30 protein-coding genes and 1 pseudogene are annotated in these 26,044 nt (G+C 58.1%); 22 read left to right on the top strand and 9 right to left on the bottom strand.

From position 1 onward, the window contains the following. Window positions 1–135 precede the first annotated feature (135 nt). On the top strand, window positions 136–510 hold the full coding sequence (locus JTJ32_RS25830) for a transcriptional regulator (RefSeq protein ID WP_210043744.1): 375 nt from the start codon (window positions 136–138) through the stop codon (window positions 508–510). 69 nt (window positions 511–579) lie between these two features. Here JTJ32_RS25830 and JTJ32_RS25825 read toward each other — a convergent pair whose 3' ends face one another. From JTJ32_RS25825 to JTJ32_RS25810, 4 genes are all read right to left on the bottom strand, one after another. Next, window positions 580–1,452 carry a DUF6279 family lipoprotein gene (locus JTJ32_RS25825; protein WP_099226029.1) on the bottom strand — a complete coding sequence of 291 codons (873 nt, stop codon included), beginning with the start codon at window positions 1,450–1,452 and terminating at the stop codon, window positions 580–582. An 85-nt stretch (window positions 1,453–1,537) separates the two neighbouring features. Next, window positions 1,538–2,266: a TorF family putative porin gene (locus JTJ32_RS25820; RefSeq protein WP_184320667.1), complete on the bottom strand. Its 729-nt coding sequence runs from the start codon at window positions 2,264–2,266 to the stop codon at window positions 1,538–1,540. A 147-nt stretch (window positions 2,267–2,413) separates the two neighbouring features. Continuing rightward, window positions 2,414–2,926 (bottom strand): hypothetical protein, encoded by a 513-nt coding sequence (locus JTJ32_RS25815; protein ID WP_099226027.1) that lies wholly within the window; start codon window positions 2,924–2,926, stop codon window positions 2,414–2,416. Window positions 2,927–3,095: 169 nt separating this feature from the next. Continuing rightward, a complete protein-coding gene (locus JTJ32_RS25810) occupies window positions 3,096–3,284 on the bottom strand; it encodes a PFL_1563 family small protein (RefSeq protein WP_025994762.1) in 189 nt (62 codons plus the stop codon). A gap of 341 nt (window positions 3,285–3,625) precedes the next feature. On the opposite strand from JTJ32_RS25810, the gene JTJ32_RS25805 reads away from it, so the two are divergent. Next, entirely contained in the window at window positions 3,626–4,462 is an 837-nt protein-coding gene (locus JTJ32_RS25805) for a CvfB family protein (RefSeq protein WP_099226026.1), read from the top strand. A 43-nt stretch (window positions 4,463–4,505) separates the two neighbouring features. Here the strand turns inward: JTJ32_RS25805 and JTJ32_RS25800 are convergent, their stop codons facing one another. Then, the gene (locus JTJ32_RS25800; RefSeq protein ID WP_210043742.1) at window positions 4,506–5,138 is read right to left on the bottom strand and encodes a DsbA family protein; all 633 of its coding nucleotides are present in this window, start codon (window positions 5,136–5,138) and stop codon (window positions 4,506–4,508) included. Between the two features lie 153 nt (window positions 5,139–5,291). Here JTJ32_RS25800 and JTJ32_RS25795 point away from each other — a divergent pair, with 153 nt between their 5' ends. Continuing rightward, window positions 5,292–5,693, top strand: coding sequence for a DUF2177 family protein (locus JTJ32_RS25795; RefSeq protein ID WP_210043776.1), 402 nt, complete (start codon window positions 5,292–5,294; stop codon window positions 5,691–5,693). A 100-nt stretch (window positions 5,694–5,793) separates the two neighbouring features. On the opposite strand, the gene JTJ32_RS25790 is transcribed toward JTJ32_RS25795, so the two are convergent. Then, entirely contained in the window at window positions 5,794–6,174 is a 381-nt protein-coding gene (locus tag JTJ32_RS25790; RefSeq protein ID WP_099226024.1) for a hypothetical protein, read from the bottom strand. A gap of 245 nt (window positions 6,175–6,419) precedes the next feature. Between JTJ32_RS25790 and JTJ32_RS25785 the strand changes: the two genes are divergently transcribed. The 3 genes from JTJ32_RS25785 (at window position 6,420) to def (ending at window position 8,394) form a co-directional block, all read left to right on the top strand. After that, window positions 6,420–6,611, top strand: a complete 192-nt coding sequence (locus JTJ32_RS25785; RefSeq protein ID WP_025994758.1) for a CsbD family protein — start codon at window positions 6,420–6,422, stop codon at window positions 6,609–6,611. Between the two features lie 226 nt (window positions 6,612–6,837). Further along, a complete protein-coding gene (locus JTJ32_RS25780) occupies window positions 6,838–7,827 on the top strand; it encodes a YihY/virulence factor BrkB family protein (RefSeq protein ID WP_099226023.1) in 990 nt (329 codons plus the stop codon). Window positions 7,828–7,854: 27 nt separating this feature from the next. Beyond that, window positions 7,855–8,394, top strand: coding sequence for a peptide deformylase (gene def / locus JTJ32_RS25775; RefSeq protein ID WP_004888257.1), 540 nt, complete (start codon window positions 7,855–7,857; stop codon window positions 8,392–8,394). Between the two features lie 9 nt (window positions 8,395–8,403). On the opposite strand, the gene JTJ32_RS25770 is transcribed toward def, so the two are convergent. Beyond that, window positions 8,404–8,814, bottom strand: a complete 411-nt coding sequence (locus JTJ32_RS25770) for a GNAT family N-acetyltransferase (protein ID WP_184320657.1) — start codon at window positions 8,812–8,814, stop codon at window positions 8,404–8,406. Window positions 8,815–8,967: 153 nt separating this feature from the next. Here JTJ32_RS25770 and JTJ32_RS25765 point away from each other — a divergent pair, with 153 nt between their 5' ends. From JTJ32_RS25765 to JTJ32_RS25750, 4 genes are all read left to right on the top strand, one after another. Beyond that, the gene (locus JTJ32_RS25765) at window positions 8,968–9,981 is read left to right on the top strand and encodes an ABC transporter substrate-binding protein (protein ID WP_210043740.1); all 1,014 of its coding nucleotides are present in this window, start codon (window positions 8,968–8,970) and stop codon (window positions 9,979–9,981) included. Between the two features lie 7 nt (window positions 9,982–9,988). After that, the gene (locus tag JTJ32_RS25760; RefSeq protein ID WP_210043738.1) at window positions 9,989–10,516 is read left to right on the top strand and encodes a GNAT family N-acetyltransferase; all 528 of its coding nucleotides are present in this window, start codon (window positions 9,989–9,991) and stop codon (window positions 10,514–10,516) included. Window positions 10,517–10,615: 99 nt separating this feature from the next. Continuing rightward, the gene (locus JTJ32_RS25755; protein WP_210043737.1) at window positions 10,616–11,116 is read left to right on the top strand and encodes a hypothetical protein; all 501 of its coding nucleotides are present in this window, start codon (window positions 10,616–10,618) and stop codon (window positions 11,114–11,116) included. 31 nt (window positions 11,117–11,147) lie between these two features. Next, window positions 11,148–11,585 carry a nucleoside deaminase gene (locus JTJ32_RS25750; RefSeq protein WP_099226018.1) on the top strand — a complete coding sequence of 146 codons (438 nt, stop codon included), beginning with the start codon at window positions 11,148–11,150 and terminating at the stop codon, window positions 11,583–11,585. A 56-nt stretch (window positions 11,586–11,641) separates the two neighbouring features. Here the strand turns inward: JTJ32_RS25750 and JTJ32_RS25745 are convergent, their stop codons facing one another. Continuing rightward, entirely contained in the window at window positions 11,642–12,694 is a 1,053-nt protein-coding gene (locus JTJ32_RS25745; RefSeq protein WP_210043736.1) for a diaminopimelate epimerase, read from the bottom strand. A 150-nt stretch (window positions 12,695–12,844) separates the two neighbouring features. Here JTJ32_RS25745 and JTJ32_RS25740 point away from each other — a divergent pair, with 150 nt between their 5' ends. The 5 genes from JTJ32_RS25740 (at window position 12,845) to JTJ32_RS25720 (ending at window position 17,987) form a co-directional block, all read left to right on the top strand. After that, entirely contained in the window at window positions 12,845–13,666 is an 822-nt protein-coding gene (locus JTJ32_RS25740) for an alpha/beta fold hydrolase (RefSeq protein WP_099226016.1), read from the top strand. Then, on the top strand, window positions 13,656–14,831 hold the full coding sequence (locus tag JTJ32_RS25735; RefSeq protein ID WP_210043735.1) for a PAS domain-containing sensor histidine kinase: 1,176 nt from the start codon (window positions 13,656–13,658) through the stop codon (window positions 14,829–14,831). The genes JTJ32_RS25740 and JTJ32_RS25735 overlap by 11 nt, the downstream gene beginning before the upstream one ends. Before the next feature lie 229 nt (window positions 14,832–15,060). Next, window positions 15,061–16,272 carry a GAF domain-containing sensor histidine kinase gene (locus JTJ32_RS25730; protein WP_210043734.1) on the top strand — a complete coding sequence of 404 codons (1,212 nt, stop codon included), beginning with the start codon at window positions 15,061–15,063 and terminating at the stop codon, window positions 16,270–16,272. A 173-nt stretch (window positions 16,273–16,445) separates the two neighbouring features. Beyond that, the gene (locus JTJ32_RS25725; RefSeq protein ID WP_210043733.1) at window positions 16,446–16,766 is read left to right on the top strand and encodes a hypothetical protein; all 321 of its coding nucleotides are present in this window, start codon (window positions 16,446–16,448) and stop codon (window positions 16,764–16,766) included. A gap of 54 nt (window positions 16,767–16,820) precedes the next feature. Further along, window positions 16,821–17,987, top strand: coding sequence for a PQQ-dependent sugar dehydrogenase (locus JTJ32_RS25720; protein ID WP_210043732.1), 1,167 nt, complete (start codon window positions 16,821–16,823; stop codon window positions 17,985–17,987). Between the two features lie 98 nt (window positions 17,988–18,085). Here JTJ32_RS25720 and JTJ32_RS25715 read toward each other — a convergent pair whose 3' ends face one another. Continuing rightward, entirely contained in the window at window positions 18,086–18,394 is a 309-nt protein-coding gene (locus tag JTJ32_RS25715; RefSeq protein ID WP_099226011.1) for a PepSY domain-containing protein, read from the bottom strand. A 284-nt stretch (window positions 18,395–18,678) separates the two neighbouring features. Here JTJ32_RS25715 and JTJ32_RS25710 point away from each other — a divergent pair, with 284 nt between their 5' ends. From JTJ32_RS25710 to JTJ32_RS25685, 7 genes and pseudogenes are all read left to right on the top strand, one after another. After that, window positions 18,679–20,850: a TonB-dependent siderophore receptor gene (locus tag JTJ32_RS25710; protein ID WP_210043731.1), complete on the top strand. Its 2,172-nt coding sequence runs from the start codon at window positions 18,679–18,681 to the stop codon at window positions 20,848–20,850. A gap of 138 nt (window positions 20,851–20,988) precedes the next feature. Further along, window positions 20,989–22,305 carry an MFS transporter gene (locus JTJ32_RS25705; RefSeq protein ID WP_210043730.1) on the top strand — a complete coding sequence of 439 codons (1,317 nt, stop codon included), beginning with the start codon at window positions 20,989–20,991 and terminating at the stop codon, window positions 22,303–22,305. 227 nt (window positions 22,306–22,532) lie between these two features. Then, window positions 22,533–22,916: pseudogene (locus JTJ32_RS26505) on the top strand (YybH family protein); the annotation flags it as partial. 15 nt (window positions 22,917–22,931) lie between these two features. Continuing rightward, complete coding sequence (locus tag JTJ32_RS25700; RefSeq protein ID WP_210043775.1) at window positions 22,932–23,438, top strand: VOC family protein; 507 nt, start codon at window positions 22,932–22,934, stop codon at window positions 23,436–23,438. Between the two features lie 398 nt (window positions 23,439–23,836). Then, window positions 23,837–24,091, top strand: coding sequence for a helix-turn-helix domain-containing protein (locus tag JTJ32_RS25695; protein WP_180274210.1), 255 nt, complete (start codon window positions 23,837–23,839; stop codon window positions 24,089–24,091). Window positions 24,092–24,397: 306 nt separating this feature from the next. After that, window positions 24,398–25,117: a hypothetical protein gene (locus JTJ32_RS25690; RefSeq protein ID WP_210043729.1), complete on the top strand. Its 720-nt coding sequence runs from the start codon at window positions 24,398–24,400 to the stop codon at window positions 25,115–25,117. Window positions 25,118–25,187: 70 nt separating this feature from the next. Beyond that, window positions 25,188–26,044: hypothetical protein (locus JTJ32_RS25685; RefSeq protein ID WP_210043728.1), on the top strand; the 857-nt coding region annotated here is incomplete at its 3' end.

Here is a 26,044-nt window from a genome sequence, read left to right as displayed (position 1 = left end):
CGTATTCCCATCCCCGTCCTGTAACTCGGCATCCTGGCTGAACGGCTACACACCCCGCAGGTCACAACGTGGAGACACACGCTTGTGACGGGATGTCATGAGCCGTTTATCCATGCTGGACGGAGGGTTTATACAATGACTTATAACTGGGACCTTATCGAACGTCTGCTTCATGACGTGCAGAACAGCGGCGGTTCGTTTGACTCGAAGGAATACGCCACAGCCAAGGCTTCGGAAGGTGAGGCGGTGGCTGACTCTGGAAATCTTCAAGCCGAGGCCGCACAGCTTAAAGAGCTATTGACCAATCGTGGCTATATCCAGTCGCGCCCGCCAGAAGAAGACAGCGGGCTTTCGAAGCTTATCCTCACGCCGCGTGGTTCAAGCCTGCTGGCGCTGATAGACAGCAGTATCCCCGGCAACGACCATCCGCGTGAGGTGCTGGACAGGCAGGAAGATGGGTTGGACCCGGCCGTCTTCGATGAGGTGGCGTCCAAAGCTCAGGTCGCCTGACCTGTTGACTGCACGCGCTGCCCACGCGCTGCCGAAGTGCAGCGCGTTTTTGTGCCTGGCCAACGGTGACTATCGGGCTGCACCCGCCGCTTTCAGGCAGTTCAGGTCAGTGAAGTCTTTGCGCATGTCGGCGATCCGGCTCAACAGGCGGTCTCGTTGCTCCTGAGTGCTTTGCGCAGTGATATCGACGATCAGTGATATCGCCGCCTTTTCGGTCTGGTCATAGGCCTTGCGGTATTCCGGTGTCCAGAACGTTTCCCGGTCCTGCAACAGCGCGGCAATGCGCTGCGGGAAGTCGCTGGACTGGCGCTGCTGCACTGTCGTCAGAAACAGGTTCTGCCAGCGCGTACGGTTTTCGATCCACGCCTTGTTCTGTTCACCCAGTGAAGCGGACCACGCTTGAATACGGTCTTTCTGAGGCTGGTTGAGTTTGCCGATCCACGGCGTCAGACGCTTTTCCATACGGTCGGCACGTTCGGCGATCTGGCGTTCCAGCGGCTGGTCCAGGTACTTGTTCTCGCGTTTGCGCTGGTCCTTGGCAAATGCGCTCTGCATTTCCTCGACCTGCTTGTCATCAAAGCGAGCCAGCAGTTCGACGGCAGAAGGCGTGATCTCGCGAGAGATCTTGGCGATGGCATCCTTGGCCTCACTCGTGCGTGCTTCCAGGCCCTCGTAGGTGACCTTGTCGCTCTTCACCATCTCTTCCAGCTTGTCGAGCCAGGCCAGGTACTCGGGCAGTTGGGTGCTGCAGTGCCAGCTCAGGTGCTGCTTGAGGCGCACGTTGAGCCAGTCTTTCTGGGCGGAGTTCATGTCCAGGTAGTCGCTGAGCGTCCACGGAATGATCACGTCGAGATTGCGATAGGCCAGACCCACCTGATTGCACCCGGCAAGCAGCGACACGGCCATCAACATCGTAATGAAGGCTTTGAACAGAGACTGCATGAACGCTCCTTGGGGGGGCACTGAACTGCATGGTAGCTGTGCAGTAGAGGCGTGTCGCGCCAAGGGGTTCAACCGGGATGCGGTATCAGAAAAACGAACGCACGGCCTTGAGGGTGAAGGTGCCGTCGCAGCGCGCATTGTGGCCGCTGTAGACGCTGCAATCGCCGCCGCTGAGGCTGGACCCGCTGTAGATCAGATTCATGTCGATACCCAGCCAGGGGCGCGAGAGATTCAGTGACCAGTCGTTGAAGCCGCTGATCTGCCCGCCGTCGTCAGAGGTCTGCGGGGTGTCGAACTGGTGGTTGGCGTACTGCATGCGCACGCCGATACCGAGCCGTTCGATGGCACCCAGATCGATGAACACGGTGCTGTCACGCGAGCCCACGTCGTTGCTGAAAGCGGCGCCCACCCGGCTGTCGAGCATCCGCAATCCGGCATAGAACTCGTGGCTGTCGATCTGGCTGGTGTCCGGGTAGCTGTAGCGGATCATGCCCAGTTCGTAGCCCAGCGTATTGTCGAAGGGTTTCTTGAAGCCCATGTAGGAATCGACTTCCAGCGCGCTGTCGGGCGTGAAGCCCATGTTGGGTGCCCACTGACCGAAGTAGAAACCGCTGTCGTGAGTCAGGTCCATGCCGCCATGAAACGAACCTGAACCGCCACTGGGCGTGACGAGGCCTTGCGCCATGGTCCGTGTGGGAGTGGTGGCCAGCTTGAGGTCGAAATCACCCAGGTCCCGCTCCAGAACCTGGGCAGAAATGGACTGACTGATGAGCAGGGCGCTGAAGGTCAGCGCATGTAAGCGATGGCTGAGCATGGCTCACTCCTTGGTGTGTCGAGGAGTGTGGTCAGGAATGGCGTATCGAGAAATGGCCCGGAAGCCCGACACAAGCCGCGTGCTAGAGCCTCGCAAGGATACCGTCGAAATCGTGGCGCAGGGCGCCGTTCGTCGATTCGCCGTGTGTCAGTTGGACGCAGTGGCCTGCGCAGAGGGAATGACCAGCCCGCGAATCACCACCAGCGCCTGTTCGAAAGACGGGTAGCCGCTCTTTGCCACATCCAGTTGGGCGTACTCATTGCGGTAATGCTCAGAGCGTTTCGGATCGCTGATACTCAGTTGCTGAGAGAGCAGGGCGATGGCCAGTGGATGCTTGTGCCCGGCGGCAGTCTGCAGCAGATCGACGATCTGCTTGTGGTCAGCCTGTTGGCGTATCAGCAGAACGGCCTGATAGAACTCCGCTTCGCCCGACGCATCATCCAGCGCGGCACGACGCAGCATGGCTTCGGCCAGTTCGTAGTTTTCACGGTTGTCTTCACTGATCAGCAGTTTGGCCTGCAGCATGTCGTTCTGATACAGCAGGTGCCCGGCCCGGCAGGGACTGTCGGTGAGCTGACTGTCATTGGGACCGTTCTCGCAGTGATGCGATGCGCAGCCACCGAGGTACAAAAGAGCGCCGAAAAGCATCCAGTTCTTCATTCGAGCATTCCGCAAATGAGACAACTACCCGAGCAGGACCCAGCTCGTGGTCATAGTGATATCAGACAAGAGAGTAGCAGCGTGACAGGAGGAATATCCAGCGAAGGATGGCCAATCTAGCGCCCTGAAGGTCAAGGCGCATAGAGATCGACGGACAAGGCGGGGGGTGTTACTTCTTGCCGAGGTTGATCTGCTTGGACGGTGTGAAAGTCTGGCCACTCACGCCCTTGGCAATTTGCTGAATTTCGCCACCGGACTTCAGGAAAGCCGCAATCTGTGCGTTGATCGAGTCGCTCGTTTCAACGGCTGGTGCGGGCTTGGCTTTCGAGTGGGATGCTTTGATACGCATGGCTGCCATTTACCTTCATAAACGTAATACGGCCAGCCATCGTACAGGAAACCCTGGGTTATTGCTTGGCGAATCTGGCAATGGTCAGTGGGCATATCCACGTCAAAACGGCCGCTTTCTGATCCTGTGACATCCAAGCGACTGTTTTGCCTGATGAAGTTCAGTCGTTCGCCAGAGGGCTGACCGATACCGTGTGCGTCAGATCGGTGCATCCAACCGACGAGTGGAGAGGCACGGCTCCGGCTCGTCACTCCGTTTGCCCTTTGGCCGTGGTGGGTCTCCTGCCCGGCAGCGCGAATGCTGACGTAAAGTCGGGTAGAATGCGCCCCACGTAATGAGGGTATCTGAACATGGCTTTAATCGGGCGCTACAACAGTTTGCAAGTGGTCAAGCACACCAACTTCGGTCTGTACCTGGACGGTGCGCAGGATGGTGAAATCCTTCTGCCCAATCGGTACATCCCAAAAGATGTACCCAGCGAAGATGAAGACTGGCTCAACGTTTTCATCTATCTGGACAGCGAAGACAAGCTGATCGCTACCACTGAAAAGCCCAAGGTTCAGGTGGGCGAGTTCGCCAGCCTCAAGGTGGTCGAAGTCAATAGCATTGGTGTATTCCTGGATTGGGGCTTGCCCAAGGATCTGCTGCTGCCGTACTCGGAAGAGAAGCGCACGCTGCAGGCTGGCGATTACTGCGTGGTGCACGTCTACCTCGACAAGCACACCCGCCGCATCACCGCGACGGCGCGTCTGGATCGCTATCTGGACAAGACGCCAGCCAACTATAGCGTCGGACAGGAAGTCGATCTGCTGGTGGCCGAAGCCACGGACATGGGCTTCAAGGCGATCATCAACAACAAGCACTGGGGCCTGATCCACAAGAACGAAGTGTTCAAGTTCATGCGCGCCGGCAAGCAGGAAAAGGGTTTCATCAAGGAAATCCGTGCAGACGGCAACATCAGCCTGAGTCTGCAGCCGGTGGGCGCCGAAGCGGCGAGCAGTCTGAATTCGAAGATTCTGGCCAAGCTGCGCGAGAACAACGGCACGTTGCCGGTCAGCGACAAGAGCGACCCGCAGGTGATCAGCGGTCTGTTCGGCGTCAGCAAAGGCAATTTCAAGAAAGCCATCGGGGCCTTGTACAAACAGGGTCAGATCGTGATTCACGCCGATCGCATCGACCTGGTCTGACAGTGATCAGGGTCTGACTGCACTGCCTCAATGGCCGCGCAAGTCAGGCCCGGGCGGACAGCTTGTCGATTTCCTGTTTCAAACGATTGAACGGCAGCGTGCCGTTAAAGACCCTGGCCTGCTCCAGGGGTTCGTCACTGCGTCGCAGCAGCACGACCGGCACCGCCCTCAACCCCAGCTTCTGCGCAAGCGCCTGATCATCGAGCACGATTTTTTCGTATTCGCTTGCGATCAGCGCTGCTTCCAGTGCTCCTCTGTCCAGGCCGACAGTGTTACCCAGCTCCAGCAACGTCGGCGTCTCGCCGATGTCCAGTCCGTCCTCGAAAAACGCCTTGAACGCACCTTTATGGAAATCGGCAAACCGTCCCGCCGTTCTGGCGAAGGCCGCTGCCTGAAGCACTTTGCGGCTGCGAGGTTGAACCGTGGGCATCTTCATCACGACCTGACGTTTGTCGGCCATGGGCAATACGGAGCGTGACCAGGTGGCACGCAGATAGTCAGCATTGGGGTCAAGCATAGCGATTGGGTCGGGGCGCAGTTCGAAGGCGTGCCAGTTGAATTCAAGCCGCTCGCCATAGCTTTGCTGAAGCTGTTCAAGCACCGACAGTTGCAGATAACAGAAGGGACAGACGTAGTCGCTCCATACATCGATTTTAAAAGGACCCGCAGTGTTCATTCGCCAAACTCCATAACGCTAATTAACACTGACTCCCGTAGCCCTGTAAAAGTCCTGCCGTTCGGAGGATCATTTTTCGATGCGCACCGGTCATACCTTCATGCGAGGGCTTTCTGCCGTCGAATTCATCAAGGACGCCCCATGAAAATGCCTTTGAAAACGATCGTCGCGGCCTACATCGGCACGCTGTTGGCGTTCCTGATTCTCGATGGAATCTGGCTGGGTGTGCTGATGGGCCCCACTTACCGGGAATGGCTGGGGCCGCTGATGCTGGATACGCCGGTGATCGGGCCAGCAGTGGCGTTCTATCTGCTGTATGGCGCGGGGGTAGTGATCTTTGGCGTGATGCCTGCGCTCAGGGAGCAGCGGCCAGGCCGTGCCACGTTGTACAGCGGTCTGCTGGGACTGATTGCCTATGGCACGTACGACCTGACCAACTGGGCCACGCTGCAAGGCTGGCCTGCCCAACTGGCGTTGGTGGATCTGGCCTGGGGCACGGTGGTGTCGGCGTTGGCGGGGACGGCCGGGTATCTGGTGGCGCGTCGGTTCGGCTGAGAGACCGGGTGGCGTTCCGCTTGTCCGCGAAACGACGATGCCGCGACTGAACTACTCCATTCGCGGACAAGGCCCCACCCGCCCGGTGTTCGCTGCGTGATCAGTCCTGCAAAAAGCCCGCAAAACTCAGGTTGCTGCCTTTGGGGCGCATGTCCTTGAGCCATGAGTCCTTGTCGGCACTCAGTTCCAGGCTGACCGTGGGCTTGCGCTTATCGGCGTTGCGCACTTCGAGGCCTTCCATGTGATCACGCATGAACACGGTGGTCACTTTCAAGTGCAGAAGCTGATCCGTTTCAGGTGTGTACATCAGCAAGTGCAGCCACTCGTACTGACCCACCTGCAGACGCGGGACGGGCAGGTCGAACCACCAGATGTTGCGCTTGTGGTCGAGCACGGCGAAGTGGGTGTTGTTGACGCCGAGCACAGCGCCGCCCAGATCCTGGTTCCTGCGTGCGATGGCCAGCTTTTTATCGAGTTTCATAACGTTCCTGTGAATCGGTTTGTTCAGCGCGCCGGACCGTGCCTGGCAACTGTGCGGCGCATTCTCGCACAAACTCTGCCTCGCGCTCGCGGCGAACGATACAAATGCAGGTAAACGGGGCGGCAGACGAACGGCCATCGGGGCACGAAAAATACTTGAAACTCTTGGCGAAAAGCGCCGGTCCATCCTTATGTCGAGTACGACATCCGATTTCAATGTGGTCTTCAGACCCAGGAGAAACACCCATGAGCAGCACTGGCGATAAAATCAAAGGCATGGCCAATGAAGCAACTGGTAACGTCAAGCAGGCTGTTGGCAAGGCGACCGACAACACCAAGCTGAGGGCTGAAGGCAAGGCGCAGGAAATCAAGGGCGAAGGCCAGCAGGCCAAAGGCGAAGCCAAGGATGCTATCAAGAAGGGCGTCGACAAGGCATAAGCCGATTCTTCTCCGGATTCGGTCCGGGAAGGATACGATGCAGATAACGGTCATCCCAGGATGACCGTTATGCATTCTGCTCTGCGTAACTGAAACCTTTTACGGCGCGTCAAGTCAATGTGACATCGGTTGCTGCGCAGGTTTGTCATTGAATTGGCAGATAATTGCAGCGATGTCCGATCCTGACGATGTAAGGTGTTCCAGTAAGGGAGCGAGAGGAAACGCCATGATTTTCCCCCATTTGCGTCAACTGTCGGTTGGCAAAGTGCTGGTACGCACCGTCAATGAGTTTCTCGATGACGAGATGTCCACCTACGCATCGGCACTTGCCTATCAGATGCTGTTCTCTCTGTTCCCGTTCCTGCTTTTTCTGATCGCACTGATCGGCTTTCTGCACCTTCCGGACTTCTTTTCATGGCTGCGTCTGCAGTCGGAACTGGTCTTGCCGCCGCAGGCACTGGAACAGGTCAACCCGGTGATCGATCAGCTCCAGCAGTCCAAGGGCGGTCTGCTGTCCATCGGTATCTTCATCGCGCTCTGGACCGCCTCCGCGGGTGTGCGTCTGATGATGAGCGCCATGAACGCGGCCTACGACGTGGTTGAAGGGCGCCCGATCTGGAAGCGCTTCCCACTGTCCATTTTCTATACCGTCGGCATCGCGGGCATGCTGCTTGCCGCAGCCGCGTTCATGGTGCTGGGTCCACAGGTAATGAACTGGATTGCCGCGCAGATCGGTATGGAAGAGTTCATTGTGACGTTGTGGACCATCCTGCGCTGGCCCGCCATCATCCTGCTGTTGATGGTTGCCGTGGCGCTGATCTATTACGTGATGCCTGACGTCAAACAGGAATTCCGCTTCATTACCCCAGGCTCGGTGCTGGCGGTGGTGGTGTGGATCGTCGCCTCGCTGGCGTTCGGTTTCTACGTCAAGACCTTTGCCGACTACAACGCCATGTATGGCAGCATCGGGGCGATCATCGTATTGCTGCTGTATTTCTACATCTCTGCTGCGGTACTGCTGCTGGGGGCGGAAATGAATGCAGTCATCGAGCACATGTCGGCAGAAGGCAAGGAAGAGGGCGAGAAGGAGGCGGGCGACGGTGGTGGTGAAGGCGTTGGCAAACAGCACGTTTCCGGGCTTGGCCGCGATCACTCCGTGCCGTTGCCCAAGGCTGAAGAACCTGATTCAGACAATCGTATGACCACGCAGCGATAGGGCTGACTCCTTGAAAGGACTGACTTCGTGATTCACAAGATCCTGAAAATGGGCGATGAGCGTTTGCTTCGCATAGCTCCGCCCGTACCGCAGACGATGTTCGGCAGTGACGAACTCAAGACGCTGATTGCAGACATGTTCGAGACCATGGAAAGCGTCGGCGGGGTCGGCTTGGCAGCCCCGCAGATTGGCGTCGACCTGCAACTGGTGATCTTCGGCTTCGAGCGCAGCGAACGCTACCCGCAGGCTGAAGCCGTGCCGCAGACGATCCTGATCAACCCGGTCATTACTCCGCTGTACCCGGCGGTGGAAGAAGGCTGGGAAGGCTGCCTGTCGGTGCCGGGCCTGCGTGGGATGGTCAATCGTTTTCAGAGCATTCGCTACGAAGGCTTCGACCCGGACGGTCAACCTATCCAGCGCGATGCCTTCGGTTTTCATGCGCGTGTCGTGCAGCACGAGTGCGATCACCTGATCGGCCGTCTTTACCCTTCGCGCATCACCGACTTCAGCAAGTTCGGTTTCATGGATGTGATGTTCCCCGACATGGATCCCAACGCCGACGAGTAAGCCGTGTCCTCATGCGTTTCGGCACAGGGCGACCAGCGCCTTGCTGCGGCTGTAACGCATGAAACGCTCGCCCAGCGACGGCGGCAAGCGCTGCGCCACCTCGAATCCCATCGGCTGATAAAACCCCTGCAATTGCGGATGGCAGAACAGCCAGACCGGTCCTGCAAGCGGTTGTACGGCGGCCTCTATCAAACGCTTCGCCACGGTCTGTCCGCGTTCTTCTGGAGCGACGAACAGGCTGGTCAGCCAGTGCCCGTCCTCGACCGGCGTGAGGCACAGCGCGCCGATGATGTCCTGCCGTTTCGCCACCCAGGCCTGACCCTTGCCGGCGGCGCGCATCGACGACTGATGCTGGCGATAGAACTTGCCCAGCAACGGCCGACATTCCGCAGGCAAGGGCATGAATTGTGTATCAGGCATGAGTAATTGCTCACAGGTGCACAACAAAGGGGTCGCATCATACAACTCGGCGGCTAACCTTCCCGCATGCTTGCGCACACGGCTACAACTAATCGTGCCTGGCCGGTGTCGTAGCTTTCAGACTTCCCGTTCACACTGCACCTTGAGGTGATCATGAAACCCATAACAAAACTTCTGGGCAGCTCGCTGCTGGCGCTCGGGCTGCTCGCACAGCCTGTGCTGGCCGCCGACAAGGCAGAGCCGATCAAATTCGGCGCGCTGACCTGGGAAAGTGGCAGCCTGATCACCGAGGTGCTGCGCACGTTGGTCGAAAAGGGGTATGGCTATTCGACCGACACGCTGCCAGGCAGTACCGTCAGCCTGGAAACCGCGCTGGCGAAAAACGATATACAGGTTATCGCCGAAGAGTGGACTGGCCGCAGCCCGGTGTGGGTCAAGGCCGAAGCCGACGGCAAGGTGATGGGGCTGGGCGACATCGTCAAAGGCGCGACCGAAGGCTGGTGGGTGCCTGAATACGTCATCAAGGGCGATCCGGCCAAGGGCATCAAGCCGCTGGCCCCCGACCTGAAAACCGTTCAGGACCTGGCCCGCTACAAGGACGTGTTCAAGGACCCTGAATCGCCGGACAAGGGGCGCTTCCTCAACAGCCCGAGCGGCTGGACCTCGGAAATCGTCAACACCCAGAAGCTCAAGGCGTACAAGCTGGACGACAGCTTCGTCAACTTCCGCACCGGCTCCGGGGCTGCGCTGGACGCCGAGATCGGTTCATCCGTTCGCCGGGGCAAACCGGTGCTGTTCTACTACTGGTCGCCCACGCCGTTGCTGGGCAAGTACAAGCTGATCAAGCTGGAAGAGCCGCCGTTCAATGCCGACGCCTGGAAAACCCTGACCGATGCCAGTAACGCCAATCCTCAGGGTTCTGCATCGCTGGCGGCCAAGCTGTCCATCGGCGTGTCGGCGCCCTTCAGTGAGCAACACCCGGAACTGGTGACGTTCTTCAAGAAGGTCGATCTGCCCATTGATCTGCTCAACAAGACCCTGGCCGACATGAGTGAGCAACGTACCGATCCGAAGATCGCCGCTCAGGCATTTCTCAAGCAGCACCCTGAGGTCTGGAAGGCCTGGCTGCCCGATGATCTAGCCGTCAAGGTCAGCAATGCGCTGTAATTGAGCGATGAACACGACGCGGACCGACCGACTGGTGTTGCGCGACTTTGAGGTCGCTGACGTGCCTGCCCTGGCAGGAATACTCGGCGATCCGCACGTCATGCGCTATTCGGTGCGCGGTGTGCTCAGCGAGCAGGCCACCGGTGAATTCGTGCGCAACTGCATGCACGCCTACAGTGCCGATGGTTTCGGTCCGCAGGCTGTCATCGAGGTCGAGACGAATCGGTTGATCGGGTTCTGCGGCCTGAACGCCGAGCAGGTCGATCAGGTGATGGAGGTGGAGATCGGTTACCGACTCGCGCCGTCATACTGGGGCCGAGGGCTGGCCAGTGAGGCCGCGCTCGCAACCTTGCGACACGGATTCGAAACCCTGCAGCTTGCGTCCGTTATTGCCATCGTTCAACCGGAGAACATTGCTTCGGTCAGGGTGCTGCACAAAGCCGGTTTCCGCGACTACATCCACAGCCAATACCACCGGCTGGGGGTGCGTATTTACCGCCTCACACTGGAGCAGTGGCGCAGCAGACATTGCTGAGAGCGGCACAGGTGAGCGGTATGCGACGTGATGTGTGGCAAGGGCGATGTGAGCTGTTAACGTCCCACACTGCACAGATTCACGCGTGGGGAGGGATGAATGACTCAGAGCGGGCAGGGATTGCACGTTGCGCTCAGGACAGGTCTGGCATTGCTGGCCTGTCTGTTGCTTGACGTCTCCCGGCATGTGGCTGCCGATGAGGTGGACGACACCGCCTTGACCTTCGTGCAGGAGCGAAGGCTGGGGGAAGGTCTGGCTTGGCTTGGCTATCAAGTCGCATCGCGGACGACGACCTTTGCCAGCATCGTTGAAGAGGTTGGTAAAACGGAGGCGCAGGAACTGGTGCAGCGCGAGCTGCAACGCCTGCAACCGGATTATCAGGCCGAATGGGACCGCAATCTGGCGACCGCCTATGCGCATTCCTTCTCGGCAGACGAGCTGCGTTCGCTCAGTCAGGGCGACGGTTCTTCGTCGGTGGCGAACAAATTCAGGGCCAGAAACACGCAGGTCAGCACCGAAATGAAAGCCAGTTCATCGGCATTATTGGGGCGTTACGTAGACAGGGCGCTGGGCAATGCCCGGAATACTTTGAAGCACTGACATTCAACGAAAGCGAGGCAACATCATGGAGATGGATCCGTTCATGCAGGCTGCAATAGACGAGGCCATGCAAAGTCTCGAAGAGGGCGGTATCCCTATCGGCTCGGTGATTGTCCACGACGGCAAGATCATCGGTCGCGGCCACAACCGCAGGGTGCAGGAAAGCAGCGCCATCAAGCATGGCGAAATGGACGCTCTGGAGAACGCCGGGCGCCAGCCCGCCAGTGTCTATCGCGACGCCGTGCTGTACACCACCCTCTCACCCTGCGCCATGTGCAGTGGCGCGATTCTGCTGTACGGCATTCGCAAGGTGATCGTCGGTGAAAACCGTACCTTCATGGGCGAAGAAGAACTGCTGCGCTCGCGCGGCGTGGAAATCGAGGTGCTCAACGACGAGACCTGCGAGCACATGATGCACCGCTTCATCGGCCACAGGCCCGAGCTGTGGAATGAGGATATCGGGGAATGATGTATCCGGGATGAACTGACGCTCCAGCATGGCAGGCGTTGCTTCAGGTGCTTGCCTCAGGGCAACTGGACGCTCAGACGCGCCACTCCGAACAGCGCGACGTTGCTCAGCGCCTGTCTATCTCCTGTCAGCCTTACCGGCGCGGTCCCGCCTGGCATCACCACTTCGATCAGGTCTGCCTGAACCAGGCCGGTTCGCCAGGCGGCACACGCGATTGCGCTGGCACTGGTGCCTGAAGAGGCCGTTGCGCCTTCGCCGCGCTCGAACACGCGGGCTTCTATCCTGTTCGGTGCTGTGATGCTGGCCCACTGCAAATTGACGCCAGCAGGACAGGGATCGCCCAGCCCCACGTCATCATCGGAAAACGCAATGCGTGCCAGCGCCTCATGCAGTTCCGGCGTCTGGAGTTCGGTGAAGGTGGGCAGGTGTTCGGCGTCCGACAGCAGTGTCACGCAATGCGGATTGCCAATGCGCACGAAAACACTGTGGCGCCAATGTGGATTGACGTCTTTCAAGCGCTCGACACAAGTGACTTCTGCTTCGTTAAAGGTCACGCATGTCACGCCCGTGCCTTGCGCACTGACCGCCTCAGGCCCGAACTGCGGACTGCCAAGATCCAGCCAGAAACCTGCCGTGCCGTTGATCGTGGTCGGCTGTATCGAAGTCTGGACCGGCGAGCAGGAGTCAGTCTTGTCATGATGGACCCTGAGCGTGAATGCCTGATCGCTGTCGACATGGCCTGAGTCGGTCAGCGCCTGGGCAAAGATTGTCAGACCGTTGCCGCTGCGTTCTGCCAGCGTGCCGTCGGTGTTGACGATCAACAAGTCAAACGGTGCAACGTCCTGAAACGGGCCTACCAGCAAACCGTCGGTGCCTGCAACTGATGTTCGATGCTTCAACTGACGTGTGCTTTCCCAAGAAGGGGTCGACACATGCGCTCTGGATCCAGCGTCAGCCACACCTGTTTGCTGAACCGCCGCCATCGTCCACTGCTTCCGCGACGCTGCAGCGGCTTCAACCTTGTCGGGAATCTGCACGCCAAGCGCACGCAATTGCTGCGGTGTCGTCACGGCATACAGATTGCCGCGTGCGTCGTAGATTCTTGTCATTCAGCCGCTGCCTTTTTCATCGTTATTCACGTCGGTTCATCATAAATGGGGTTTGTGCCACTAGATTGCCTGTAACGATGATAATCTCGCCACATCGTATTGGCTGTATGCGCGCCTCGAGGGCTGCGCAGCCGTTTTCTGGAGCCCGTCATGTCGGTCCAACAGCGTAACAATGTCAAAGTCATGGGCGAAGGACCGACCACACTGATTTTTGCCCACGGTTTTGGTTGCGATCAAAACATGTGGCGCTTCATGTCGCCTCATTTTGCAGAGCACTACAGGGTCGTGCTCTTCGATCTGGTCGGCAGCGGACAGTCGGACACCTCCGCCTATTACCCGCACAAGTACGCAACGCTCAAAGGATACGCAACGGACCTGCTGGAACTGGTCGATGAATTCGGCGGGGCCGGCCCGATCATTCATGTCGGTCATTCGGTCAGTTGCATGATCGCGGTTCTGGCAGAACTTCAGTCGCCGGGGCGCTTTACGGGTCACGTGATGGTGGGGCCGTCTCCGCATTACCTGAACGACGGTGATTACGTGGGCGGCTTCACACGCGATGATGTGGATTCGCTGCTGGAAACCCTGGAAAGCAATTACCTGGGCTGGTCCAGCACCATGGCACCCACGCTGATGGGCGCGTCCGATCAACCGGAACTGGGCGAAGAGCTGGCCAACAGTTTCTGTCGGACCAATGCCGACATGGCCAAGCAGTTTGCCCGCGTGACGTTTCTCTCCGACCACCGTGCCGATGTCGCTCGCTTCAACGCCAAAACGCTCATCCTGCAAAGCAGCGACGATCTGGTGGTGCCGGTTCAGGTCGGCGAATACCTGCATCGTGTGATCGCGGACAGCACCCTGCACATGATCCACAACGTCGGGCATTATCCGCACATGAGTGCACCGAAGGCGTGTATCGATGCCATGAACCTGTTCCTCGATTCATTTGGAAGTACCACGCATGGTCATTGATGACACCGACCTGCCGGCAACCGAGGCGCTTTACGAACACGCGCCCTGCGGACTGCTGATCACGCAGCCCAACGGTACGATCGAGCGGGTCAACCAGACGTTCTGTCTGTGGCTGGGCCTTGAGCGAGAGGCGGTGCTGGGGCGCCGTTTTCAGGATCTGTTGAACATGGCAGGCAGGGTCTTTCTGCAGACCCACTGGGCGCCGCTGTTGCAAACGCAGGGCTCGATTGCCGAAGTCAAAGTCGAGATGATTCATGCCGATGGTTGTTCCATTCCCATGATGCTCAACGCGGTGCGCCGCGAGCATTCGGCGGGTGTGCTGCATGAACTGGCGGTGTTTCTCGCTGAAGAGCGCAACAAGTATGAACGCGAACTGCTGGCGGCTCGCAAGATGGCCGAGGAACTGTTGCAGCATCAGATGTCGGTTCAGAGCGAGCTGACCTCGGCCCGCAATCGCCTGCGTCTGGCACACGCTGAAGCGGAAATCCGCGCGATTTTTGCCGAACAGATGGTCGGCATCGTCAGCCATGACCTGCGTAACCCGCTGGCGGCGATCAAGATGGCGGCCGGTTTGCTGGAGCGCAGCCTGCTGGAGCCACGCCAGCAGCGTTTCCTGGGCCAGATCCATCATTCCACCGACCGCGCCGAGCGCATGATTGTCGATCTGCTGGACTTCACGCAGGCTCGCGTAGGCCAAGGCATCAACCTGTCGATGCAGCCGATAGATCTGCACGCCACGGTGGCCAGAGGCGTCGAGGAATTGCGACTCACCTTTACAGGAAACGCGCTGACTCATCGCATGGAGGGAGAGGGCGCTTGCCTCGCTGACCCGGATCGCCTGCTGCAACTGGTCGGCAACCTGATCAGCAACGCAGTCACCTACGGTACGCCGGGCAGCGAGATTGTCATCACCTCGGCATTCGAGGCGAATGTGATCAAGGTGGCGGTGCATAACCGGGGCGAGCCTATTCCGATGGAGAAGGTCGACGGCTTGTACGAGCCTGCCGTGCGCGTGGTCAGCGACAGCGATGAAACCAGAACAGTCGGGCTGGGCCTGTTTATTGTCCGCGAGATTGTGCGGGCGCATCTGGGCGACATCAGTGTCCGATCATCGGTTGACGAGGGCACCACCTTTACGGCGACACTTCCACGCCCTGCAGCTTGAGTTTTGTTATGCACAAAATCTTGTCGGTCCTGCTGAAATACATTCAAATGGATAGGTAGTAATATTCATATGAATTGAATTTTTTCATGCGCAGCGCGTTCCGTCCGGAAGAATGGTACAGGCGCGGAACTAAACGTTAAGGTTTCACAGACAGTGATATACAAAAGGGTCTGCGCGTCTAAAATGTTTCGTCATTCACAGCACATCAAAGCTTCGTTACAGGTCTGACATGCGGCAATCCATTGCACATGATGTAGCCAAAATCGGTCGGATAAGCGCCGTTCCTGCCATTCTGCAAGTCGTGACCGAATCGACCGGTCTCGGGTTCGCAGCCGTTGCGCGCGTAACAAAAACGTCGTGGACCGCCTGCGCCGTTCTTGACAACCTGGACTTCGGACTGGAAGCGGGCGGCGAGCTCGAACTGAGCAGCACCATCTGCCATGAAATCAGTTCTTCGCACCAGCCTGTCGTGATCGATCACGTGGCAGAGGACGCGCGGTTCTGTTCTCACCACACGCCACGCCTGTACAACTTTCAGAGTTATATATCCGTCCCGGTCTTCCTTACCGATGGCTCGTTCTTCGGCACAATCTGCGCCCTCGATCCCAAGCCTGCCGGGCTGACTGGCACGCCGATACTGGCCATGATGGAGTCGTTCGCGCGGCTGCTGGCGTTGCAGATCGAAGCGGAAGACGACATGCAGCAGGTGCAGGCCGATCTGCTGGCCGAGCGCGAAGTTTCGGAGTTGCGCGAACAGTTCATCGCCGTGCTCGGACACGATCTGCGCAACCCGCTGTTCGCCATCAATGCGAGCGCCGAGTTGCTGCTGCGTCGCCCGCTGGATGAAAAGGCGCAGCAGATCGTTCATCACATCCTCACCTCAGGCAAGCGTGCCTCGCAACTGGTGGATGACGTGCTCGACTTTGCACGGGGTCGTCTGGGGCATGGTATTCCGCTCAGCATTCACGATGCACAGGGTCTGGATGCCACGCTTGAACACGTGGTGTCCGAAATTCAGCGTGTACACCCCAAAAGGCTGATTCGCTCCCGGATCGGTATGTTGGAACACATCCGCTGTGACCACGAGCGGATCGCGCAACTGCTGTCCAATCTGGTTTCCAATGCGATCAGCCACGGCGATACAGAGAGCCCGGTCGATGTTCTGGCGGTGGTCGATGGCGGCTCGTTTCTGCTGAGTGTGACCAATCAGGGCGCGCCTATCCCCGAGCCGGTCCTGGCTCAGTTGTTTCAGCCTTACTCACGGCCGGTGACGGACGAACCGCAGGCCGGACTCGGTCTGGGTCTTTACATCGCGAGCCAGATCGCCCTAGCGCATGGCGGCACGCTTGAGGTGTGCTCGACACGCCAGGGTGGCACCACCTTCACCTTCAGCATGCCACTGGTTTCGGCTTCATCGTCGTCCATCGCCAGCGTGCGATAAGCGACGGCATTGCGTGTGCGGACACGCTTTCGTGCCGCACTGACCATCTTTGTTACAAACTCCTCCGTTGCTTTACTTGCTCATCGCCACTGCCGGGCCGAACCTGAAGCCTTGATTGCCATCAAAGGCCTGAGTCTTCACCGTTCTCGACGTAAACCCATAAGAGGTAAGTGATGAACAGTTTCGTGCGCAAACTGATGTGGGGTGCGCTGTGCGTGTTTTCTACCGTAAGCGTTGTAAAGGCACAGAACCTGCCCAACAGCACGCTGAATAACGGCGCCAGCAGCAATCCTTACAACAGCCCGATCCATCGCGCCAATCCCAACAGCCGCCAAGGCACCGAATCAAGTACTCCACCGTCGCGTGCGCCCAATATCGCCCCACCGGTTCGCAAACCCACGCTGGAAAACGGCGGCATTGGAAACGGCTACCCAACCCGTCAGGCGCCTTCGCGACCTTCCACGCAGAACCCTGATTCGCAGCGTAATCAGTGACGTCACGTCCGGGCCTTGAGGCAGGACATCCAATCAATGCATAAGGAATCGCCCATGTTCAGAAAGACCCTGTTTGCGACACTGTGTGCCACTGCCGTATTGAGCCTGCCGCTGTCTGCGAGTGCTGCTCCCACCGAGAATTACAAAAGCGACCTCGGCACCGTGACCGTCACGCCAGTTGCCGAGGGGTTGAACTACCCGTGGGCACTGGCGTTTCTGCCGGACAACAAAGGCATTCTGGTGACCGAGCGCTCGGGCAACCTGCGGCTGGTGTCTGCGGACGGCAAGCTGTCTGCACCGATCTCCGGTGTGCCGCAAGTCTGGGCCAGAAAGCAGGGCGGTTTGCTGGATGTCGTGCTTTCGCCGGATTTCGCCAAGGACCGCATGGTCTACCTGACGTACTCCGAAGGCAGCGGCAAGACCGCAGCCGAAGGCGATACCGCAGGCACTGCCGCAGGGCGCGGGCGGTTGTCGGCTGACATGACCAGGCTGGAAGATTTTGAAGTGATTTTCCGTCAGGAGCCCAAGCTGTCGGTCGGCAATCACTTCGGCTCGCGCATGGTGTTTGATCGCGATGGTTATCTGTTCATCGCGCTGGGCGAGAACAACGAACGCGCGACCGCGCAGGACCTGGACAAGCTGCAGGGCAAGATCGTGCGTATCTTCCCTGACGGCAACGTACCCAAGGACAACCCGTTCGTTGGCCAGAAAAACGTACGTCCGGAAATCTGGTCCTACGGCCATCGCAACCAGCAGGGCGCTGCGCTGAACCCCTGGTCCGGTACCTTGTGGACCAACGAGCATGGCCCCAAGGGTGGGGATGAAGTGAATATCATCGAGCGTGGCCAGAACTATGGCTGGCCGCTCGCAACCCACGGCATCAACTATTCGGGTGAACCGATCCCTGAAGCCAAGGGCAAGTTTGTCGAAGGCACCCAAGTACCGTTTCAGGTCTGGGAAGTTTCACCCGGCATCAGCGGCATGGCTTTTTACGACGATGGCCGTTTCAAGAAGTGGGATCACAACCTGTTCATCGGTGCGCTGGCCACTGAAGAGTTGATTCGCTTGAAGTTCGAAGGCGACAAGATCGTTCAGGAAGAACGTCTGTTGAAAGACATGAAGCAACGCATTCGCGATGTGCGCCAGGGACCGGACGGTTACTTGTATCTGTTGACGGATGACAGCAAGGGTCAGTTGCTGAAAGTCGGGTTGGCCGAATAAGCCGCTCGTTATATAACGCACAAAAAAATTCCCACGCGACGTGGGAATTTTTTCAATCGGTTATCGAACGCTGAGCGGCTCAGCGTCTGACGGCAGGATTAACGATCCTGTTCGTCACGTACCACGGCGCCTGTCTTGGCATTCACGTCGTAGTTCCACTCAACGCCTTTGGCGTCCTTGAGTTCGATCTGGTAGATGTAATTGCCGCCAGCGTCTTTCTCAAGTTCGGTGTCGTGAATCTGGAAGCCCGAGTGCTTGGCCAATGCCTGCTTGTTGAATTGCTCGAAGTCACCGACAGTACCGGCTTTTTGCAGGCGCACAACTTCATCAGGACCGATATCGGCTTGGGCAGCACCGGCAGCAACAGTCAGGGCAGCAGCAGCGAAGAGGGCAGACATAAGTTTCATAAAAGTATTCCTTCTGATTGATCTGTTGTAATGGATCACGGGTTCGCTGAAGGGTTCAGCGTTTTGTTGAATTCAGCGTATCCACGCTGACTTAATCCACGCTTAATAAACGGTCGTGCCTCGATATTTCGAATCAGGTGACTGAGTAAAGTGTGCCGACTCGATTCGTCTACAGAATGGCGTGCATGCAAGGGTTGAAAAAAACTGGCGGTGAACGTAAAAGGTTGCCCCCTGCCGGAAGGTGCTTCGCGTCTGTCCAGGCGCCTGTCTTCTGGAGTCCGACAATGAGCACGCCCTATCTACCTGCCGCGCGTCTTGCGTCTCGCTTGCTGCCCTTGGGCATGGCCGTCGCGTCGCCGGTGCTGGCGGTCGAGCCGATCAATCTGGACGCCGTGAACGTCTCGGGTGCGCGTGAAGAAAACGTCGGTGACTATAAAGCGTCGCGGGCCTCCATCGCGGGTTATCACCAGGCCACGTTGCTCGACACGCCTGCATCCGTATCGGTGTTTACCGACGCGCTGATCAAGGATCGCCAGGCCAGACTGCTCAGCGAGGTGTTGCGCAACGATGCCTCTGTCGGCGAAAGCTACGCCCCGGTCGGCTACTACGAAAACTTCGTGGTGCGCGGTTTCTCGCTCAACGCCGCCAACAGCTACCGCATCAATGGTCGCAGCATCACCGGCGAGCAGAACGTGGCGCTGGAAAACAAACAGCAGGTCGAATTGCTCAAGGGCTTGTCCGGCCTGCAGAGCGGCGTGTCGGAGCCGGGTGGCGTCATCAATTACCAGACCAAACGCGCGGAGGATGTGCGTTCGGTCACGGTGTCCACCAATGAGCATGGCGAACGCTACATTGCCACTGACGCAGGCGGCTGGTTCGGCAGCGAGCAACAGTTCGGCCTGCGTGCCAATCTGGCGCATGAAGACATTCGTTCCTACGTCGAGCATGCCGATGGTCAGCGGGATTTCGCGTCCCTGGCGTTCGACTGGAACATCAGCGACCGTGCCTTGCTGCAACTGGACCTCGAGTATCAGACCCGACAACAGCGCTCTGTTCCCGGCTATCAATTGCTTGGCGGCACGACCCTGCCGCATGATGCCTCGCCGCGCAGACTGCTGGGTTATCAGAGCTGGTCCAATCCTGTCGGTATCGACTCCCTGAACATGAACGGCCGCTTCGAGTATCGCTTCAACGACAGCTGGAAGGGCAGCGTCAGCGCTTCTCGCAGTCGCGTGGTGATCGACGACTACAGCGCGTTCGCCTGGGGCTGCTACGGTTCGGCCAGTTGTGCGGCAGAAGCGGTACCCAATCATTTCAGTGCTGAAGGCGGGTATGACATCTATGACTTCCGCAGCCCTGACGACACGCGGCGCAACGATGAGGTCGAGGCGGCCATGTCCGGCGTCTTCAATACCGGCTCGCTGGGGCATGAGCTGACCTTTGGCACCAGCGCCTATCGTCGTACGGTCGATACACGAGCCACGTTCAACGAGCTTGTCGGGTCCGGCACTATCAACGAAGCGCCTGAATCGGTTTCGCCCTCCGACTTGCCACTGCCGCACACCGAGCGTCGTCTCGACAGTCGCCAGTACGGGCTGTTCGTTACCGACCGCATCAGCTTCAACGAGCAGTGGCAAACGGTGCTGGGCGGGCGTCAGGTGCGTCTCGACGAGCGGGCGTATGCCGAGGACGGCAGCGATGCGCGCCACACCGAGCGCTGGGTGTTTCTGCCCCAGGCCGCGCTGATCTACAAGCCGGTGGACAACCTGTCGCTCTATACCAGCTACAGCAAGGGACTGTCGCTGGGCGGCACGGCGGCGTGGTTCACCACCAACGCCAGCGAAGTCCTCGCCCCGGCTGTGTCGCGGCAACTGGAGGCCGGAATCAAGTACGACTGGCAGCGCATGAGCTTCACGGCAGCGCTGTTTCAGGCGCGTCAGGCTTATCAATATTCCCGGCCCAACGATGACGGCACGTTTACCTACGTGCAGCAGGGCGAGCAGAAGAACACCGGCCTCGAACTGGGTGCCAATGGCTGGGTGACTGATCGTCTGCAGATTTCTGCCAGCGCGGCGGCGATCCGTGCGCGTGTCGAAGGCAGTGGCACGGAGGCTTATGAAGGTCATCAGGCGCTCAACGTACCCAGATACCGTGGCAGCCTGCAGGCCGATTACAGCCTGCCGATTCGCGGTCTGGCATTGCTCGGCGGCGTGCAGTACAGCGCCAGCAAAATGGCCGACCGCGAAGGCTCGGTGCAGGTCAACGACTACGCGCTGTTCAACGTCGGCAGCCGCTACAGTACGAAAGTCGGTGGATACGATACTGTCCTGCGCCTGACCGTCGACAACCTGTTCGATAAACGCTACTGGCGCGACGCCGGCGAATACCTGGGCGACGATTATCTGTTCATGGGCGCGCCGCGAACCGCCAGACTTTCGGCCTCGGTCAATTTCTGAGTTGACGGCTGATAGCGGACGCGGAGCGTCTTGGGCTGTGCCCCCACCGCTTCCAACCCCACAACCCGATCCAAGCTTTGCTATTCTTCGCGCCCAGCGAGCGCGGGACGCGCTTTTCAGCCATGTATCGGGGGCTTCATGACGGCCATCGTTCGACCACCTCAAGCGCCTTTCAGCCGTGGCGACTACAAGACTCTGGGTCTTGCAGCGCTGGGCGGGGCGCTGGAAATCTACGATTTCATCATCTTCGTCTTCTTCGCGCTGACCCTCAGCCAACTGTTCTTCCCCCCTGAAATGCCCGAGTGGCTGCGCCTGCTCCAGAGCTTCGGCATCTTTGTGACCGGCTATCTGGCGCGTCCGCTGGGCGGGATTCTGATGGCGCATTTTGCCGACCGTCTGGGACGCAAGCGAGTATTCAGCCTCAGCATCCTGATGATGGCCTTACCCTGTCTGCTGATCGGCATCATGCCCACCTACGCCCAGATCGGTTACTGGGCGCCATTGGTGCTGCTTGCCCTGCGCATTCTTCAGGGCGCTGCTGTCGGCGGCGAAGTGCCGAGCGCCTGGGTGTTCGTTGCCGAGCACGCGCCGAACGGTCATCGCGGTTATGCACTGGGCGTGCTGCAGGCCGGCCTGACCTTTGGCTACCTGCTCGGTGCGCTGACTGCCACCTGGCTGGCCCGTGTCTACAGCCCCGCAGAGATTCTTGACTGGGCCTGGCGCATCCCTTTCCTGTTGGGCGGTGTATTCGGCGTGGTAGGCGTCTGGTTGCGTCGCTGGCTGAGCGAAACGCCGGTATTCATGGCCCTGCATGCCCAGCGCGAAGGGCTGCAAGGCCTGCCACTGAAACAGGTTCTGAAAGACCACCGTGCCTCACTGTTGCCTGCCGCGTTGCTGACCTTCGTGCTGACCTCGGCCGTGGTCGTACTGGTGGTCATTACTCCGACCGTCATGCAGCAACGTTTCGGCATCTCGGCCAGCCAGACCTTTGCCTTGAGTGCGGCCGGTATCGTGTTTTTGAACATCGGCTGCGTGCTGGCCGGCAGGCTGGTCGACCGGATTGGCGCCTGGCGCGGCGTCATGCTCTACAGCCTGTTGCTGCCACTGGGCATCGGTGTGCTCTACGCCAGTCTGATCGAGCAGTGGCTACCGCTCAGCGTTGCCTACGCCATGGCGGGTCTGGCCTGCGGAATCGTTGGCGTCGTGCCTTCGGTCATGGTGGGGCTGTTCCCGGCCAACATCCGTGTGTCGGGCATTTCCTTCACTTACAACATTGCCTACGCGTTCTGGGCCAGTACCACGCCGCTGCTGCTCATCGCGCTGATGCCCTGGAACATCTGGGTCTGCGTCCTTTACGCCTTCGTGATGGGCGTGACCGGTCTGCTTACAGCGGTGGTGTTCGGCCTGTGCAGAGGCGTGCGGGTCGATGACGTGGTGCTCGGTCGGGCCAGTTAGCGGGCAGGCAGGTGTTGTGCGGTCGAGCGGCTAGACTTAACCGACCGCATCGTCACACCGGGGTTGCGAGCAAGGCATGAACACCAGGTCTGGAGGGCAGATTCAATGCCTCGCTTCAGCGCCTGACGATGCACTGGAGGACCGGCTGCAGGCCGACAATCAAGACCCCGAAAGCCTTGAAAACGGCAGCGCAATGAGTCCAACCGTCCTTGGTCAGGAGAACACTCATGAGCGAAACCGACATCAACAACAGCGAAGCACAAGCACAGGTCATGGCCCACCTGCAGGCGTGGGCGCAGGCTGTCCAGCGTAAGGATCTGGAGGCAATCAAGCGATATTACGACGAGACTGTCGTCGCCTACGATGCCATCGGCCAACTGCAATTCAGCGGCCTTGAGGCGTATGGCAAACACTGGGCGTTCTGCCTGAATCAGTGTTCCGGGCCTATGGTGTTCGAACTGCGCGACCCGGTCGTGCATGTGGATGGCACAGTTGCCTTTGCGCACTGGCTGAACAAGTGTGGCGATGGAGAATGCGAAGGGTCATGGATGCGCGCCAGCGCCGGTTATCGACTCACGGAGCAAGGCTGGAAAGCCGTTCACGAGCATTTTTCAGCGCCATTCGACATGAGCAGTGGCAAGGCCCGCTTCGATCTGAAACCTGAAGGCACAGCCGACACGGTCGTCAAACCCATTCCCGATGACTATCACAGCCTGACTGCCTACCTGGTCGTCAAAGGCGCAGCCGACGCCATCCAGTTCTACCAGAGGGCGTTCGGTTTCAGAGAGGAGTTTCGTCTGGACGGACCTGACGGCCGTGTCGGGCACGCAGAACTGCGCATTGGCGATTCCAGGCTGATGATCTCGGACGGCTGTGACCAGGGCCCGCTGGCCAGCCCTGAATCCAGACCGCCGTCGGGCATGCACCTTTACGTCGAAAACGCTGACACCGTTTTCAAACGCGCGGTCGAGGCCGGCGCCGTTGAGGTCGATCCGGTCAAGGATCAGTTCTACGGCGACCGGATGGGCACGCTCAGGGACCCCTATGGACACGTCTGGTTCATCGCGACGCACATCGAAGAGCTCTCCCACGAGCAGATCAAGGCGCGGGCCAGGGAAATGTGGAGTGAGTGACAGTCTGACCGGCCTTCCGCCCGCTTGCGCGGACGGGAGGCCGGCAATGCCCCTGTTCGCAATAGATTCAGAAATGATGGGTTGATTCAATTGTAACAACTGATTGTAATTGTTAATTGGCAAGTTTATCTTGCGGCTGTTTTCCAATCATTAAATTGATTTGGTTGGGTGTCGGCTGTTCGGTGGGTGACTGGGTGAGATGGTTTTGTAGTATTGGCTTTATTAACCGTTAAGTCCTTTCCGAGATGCCTGTAGGATATTTCTTGAAATTTTCAATATTAAAAATAACGTTAAACAAATCAGTGTTAAAGCCGATTTGCTTTTGAGGTTGTGGATGAAAGTTGTGAGAAATGTCCTACAGATTCATTCATGGATAGATTGACGAAAAGGGGAATACCATGTGGGCGACTCTTCGAGAACAGGAAGTCCTGGGGCTTTTGCTTCAGGGGCGTACGAACAAGGAAATTGCACAGCAGCTCTGTATCAGCGGCTATACCGTGCGTGACCACGTGTCTTCACTGCTTCGAAAGAATCAGGCCAGAACGCGTGCTGAACTCATGGCGCGTTGCATGTCTTTTTTCCTGGCTCCCGGTAAAAACCTGCAACCCCCTACATCTGTCGGATTGTTTATCGAGATGACTTCGCCAGAATAGGCTTTATCGAGACAGTGGCGTTCACGATACCCAATACTATTTTTACACAGCCATTGTTCACACCGGCACCGTATTCGATTCAGTTTTGATCAGGCGTTTTTTGCTGTCAGCAAAAACTACGTTGTTTCAATGCGAGCCTGTTCTTGCGGGGAGGCAAGAACAGGCTCGGGGTTGTAATACCGATACGGTGTTTTTTTCTGCTGTGTCAACAAGTCCGGCAGGGTCGAGCCGCATCAGGGATCGATCAATGCGCCGGGCGCCATCATTTGCATCACGACACGATAAACAATAAAAAAGGAGCAACACATGACTGTTTGTCTCGTTCGGCAGGATTCTCTTTCCGACCAGTCATCGCGGCAGGATCCGCACCGTACCGACACCAACTGGATGACAGACTTCCAGCAACTGGCCGCGCGTCAGTCGGTTCTTTCACGAGCAGTCCTTGTCCAGCAGCAGGCTGCGCTGCTCGGGCCCGCCGGCCAGCTAGCCAGATTTTCCCGGCTGGTCAGGGAGCAGGCGCGACAAGCGCCGGTGTTTCAGGATCTGGAGCGTCTGCAGGACAGAAAGCGTAAATCGCTTGCCGAGCAGGCCATGCTATTCGCGTTGGGCGCGTTCGGTCGTCGTCCACCGGCGGATAACCCGTTTTGTCGCATGGCCCGGGAATACTTGTGTTGCGTCATATTCGACGACACCGGACTTTACACATTGGTTGAACGCTATGCTGCAGCCGAAGCGCTCAAATATGGCGACATCCAGTACTTTGCCAAACTTATCGCCACCACTCGAAACACGGTTGAGCGGCGCATCGTGTTTCACGGACTGTTGGAACATTTCGACCGCCTGCTCCCCATCGAGAAAAGCATTTACCCGCTGGACTACCGCAGCGCTCAACAAGCGCATCTGGATCACGAAGAATCGCTCTACGGCAAGTTGGAACTCAAACAGCCAATCAGCGTGATTTTCGAAACCCGTGAGCCTCAGTGGTTGCTTGATCATTTGCCTGAACTGCAACGTGCCGTCAGCTGACACCGGTTTAGCGCGTTGAGTTTGTTTTGGTTTGTCTGCCAGTACCGAACCGTGACCAAGGAAACAGTCCATGAGAGTCGTCAATCAGGATATCGAATCACGAATCGCCGTCATGCAACTTGATAATAGAAACGCTCAAAACGGCCATTTGGCAGACACTGTCATTTCAGCAGGCACTCACAAAGAACCGCCCGTTGAACGTTCAACTGTTTCTATCAGTGGTGAAGCGCTTCTGCGCCAACGGCTGTTTCATATAACCGATCCGAACCGTGCTGTACCTATACTGGGGAAAGCGGAGTGTGGAACATCGCGTTCGAGAGTCGAGTTTTTAACGCTTGATGACAGGCAGTTATTGGGCGACGTGTACGAGTGGGCGCGGGAACAGGGTGCTGATCTGAAGTACGTTGATGAGTTAGGGTCAAGGCTCGCTTTTTATCGTGAAAAAGACGATGGCAGAATAAGCGTACGTGGGAATACTGGGCGAGATTATAATAGCGAAGGGTATAAGGTCTATCACAGCTTTACCGACAAGGATGCTGCCTCTGCCAAGCGAATACTGGAAAGTGGTGCGCTGAAAACGACACGTCTGGATCAAGGTTTCATTCTCTATATCACCGACAAGGATTACGGCTCTATCAACCACAACGATTTTGATTTCATGGAACAGGTCATCAATCGATTTTCCAATGGAAAAGATGAATCGCAGCCCTTGACGCCCAGATTTGCCAAGTACGAGTACCTTAAAAACAACTTTGTCAGGACACTCTCCAAGGAGAAATATGTCGATGGCAAAGAGAGCGTCCAGGAGGATCAGGGCACTCAGTCGACTGCGAAGAAAACCACAAAACCCAAGCCAGTCACCGTCGAATCCTTGCGTGACGACAGGCGGGCGGCATTGTTCAAGATGATGAACGTCACAAGCTTCAA

The organism is Pseudomonas alliivorans, assembly GCF_017826695.1.
Classification (GTDB): Bacteria; Pseudomonadota; Gammaproteobacteria; order Pseudomonadales; family Pseudomonadaceae; genus Aquipseudomonas; species Aquipseudomonas alliivorans.
The sequence above is the reverse complement of the archived record's forward strand: the minus strand, read 5'-3'. Positions and strand labels throughout refer to the sequence as shown.

Coding starts and splice junctions, on each gene's coding strand:
- JTJ32_RS25750 (WP_099226018.1), top strand. CDS start 11,148: ATGGATCCGTTCATGCAGGCTGCAATAGACGAGGCCATGCAAAGTCTC.
- JTJ32_RS25825 (WP_099226029.1), bottom strand. CDS start 1,452: ATGCAGTCTCTGTTCAAAGCCTTCATTACGATGTTGATGGCCGTGTCG.
- JTJ32_RS25735 (WP_210043735.1), top strand. CDS start 13,656: ATGGTCATTGATGACACCGACCTGCCGGCAACCGAGGCGCTTTACGAA.
- JTJ32_RS25700 (WP_210043775.1), top strand. CDS start 22,932: ATGAGCAGTGGCAAGGCCCGCTTCGATCTGAAACCTGAAGGCACAGCC.
- JTJ32_RS25725 (WP_210043733.1), top strand. CDS start 16,446: ATGAACAGTTTCGTGCGCAAACTGATGTGGGGTGCGCTGTGCGTGTTT.
- JTJ32_RS25800 (WP_210043742.1), bottom strand. CDS start 5,138: ATGAACACTGCGGGTCCTTTTAAAATCGATGTATGGAGCGACTACGTC.
- JTJ32_RS25785 (WP_025994758.1), top strand. CDS start 6,420: ATGAGCAGCACTGGCGATAAAATCAAAGGCATGGCCAATGAAGCAACT.
- JTJ32_RS25745 (WP_210043736.1), bottom strand. CDS start 12,694: ATGACAAGAATCTACGACGCACGCGGCAATCTGTATGCCGTGACGACA.
- JTJ32_RS25765 (WP_210043740.1), top strand. CDS start 8,968: ATGAAACCCATAACAAAACTTCTGGGCAGCTCGCTGCTGGCGCTCGGG.
- JTJ32_RS25715 (WP_099226011.1), bottom strand. CDS start 18,394: ATGAAACTTATGTCTGCCCTCTTCGCTGCTGCTGCCCTGACTGTTGCT.
- JTJ32_RS25760 (WP_210043738.1), top strand. CDS start 9,989: ATGAACACGACGCGGACCGACCGACTGGTGTTGCGCGACTTTGAGGTC.
- JTJ32_RS25720 (WP_210043732.1), top strand. CDS start 16,821: ATGTTCAGAAAGACCCTGTTTGCGACACTGTGTGCCACTGCCGTATTG.
- JTJ32_RS25740 (WP_099226016.1), top strand. CDS start 12,845: ATGTCGGTCCAACAGCGTAACAATGTCAAAGTCATGGGCGAAGGACCG.
- JTJ32_RS25695 (WP_180274210.1), top strand. CDS start 23,837: ATGTGGGCGACTCTTCGAGAACAGGAAGTCCTGGGGCTTTTGCTTCAG.
- JTJ32_RS25755 (WP_210043737.1), top strand. CDS start 10,616: ATGACTCAGAGCGGGCAGGGATTGCACGTTGCGCTCAGGACAGGTCTG.
- JTJ32_RS25710 (WP_210043731.1), top strand. CDS start 18,679: ATGAGCACGCCCTATCTACCTGCCGCGCGTCTTGCGTCTCGCTTGCTG.
- JTJ32_RS25805 (WP_099226026.1), top strand. CDS start 3,626: ATGGCTTTAATCGGGCGCTACAACAGTTTGCAAGTGGTCAAGCACACC.
- JTJ32_RS25705 (WP_210043730.1), top strand. CDS start 20,989: ATGACGGCCATCGTTCGACCACCTCAAGCGCCTTTCAGCCGTGGCGAC.
- JTJ32_RS25815 (WP_099226027.1), bottom strand. CDS start 2,926: ATGAAGAACTGGATGCTTTTCGGCGCTCTTTTGTACCTCGGTGGCTGC.
- JTJ32_RS25810 (WP_025994762.1), bottom strand. CDS start 3,284: ATGGCAGCCATGCGTATCAAAGCATCCCACTCGAAAGCCAAGCCCGCA.
- JTJ32_RS25690 (WP_210043729.1), top strand. CDS start 24,398: ATGACTGTTTGTCTCGTTCGGCAGGATTCTCTTTCCGACCAGTCATCG.
- JTJ32_RS25730 (WP_210043734.1), top strand. CDS start 15,061: ATGCGGCAATCCATTGCACATGATGTAGCCAAAATCGGTCGGATAAGC.
- JTJ32_RS25830 (WP_210043744.1), top strand. CDS start 136: ATGACTTATAACTGGGACCTTATCGAACGTCTGCTTCATGACGTGCAG.
- JTJ32_RS25770 (WP_184320657.1), bottom strand. CDS start 8,814: ATGCCTGATACACAATTCATGCCCTTGCCTGCGGAATGTCGGCCGTTG.
- JTJ32_RS25820 (WP_184320667.1), bottom strand. CDS start 2,266: ATGCTCAGCCATCGCTTACATGCGCTGACCTTCAGCGCCCTGCTCATC.
- JTJ32_RS25780 (WP_099226023.1), top strand. CDS start 6,838: ATGATTTTCCCCCATTTGCGTCAACTGTCGGTTGGCAAAGTGCTGGTA.
- JTJ32_RS25790 (WP_099226024.1), bottom strand. CDS start 6,174: ATGAAACTCGATAAAAAGCTGGCCATCGCACGCAGGAACCAGGATCTG.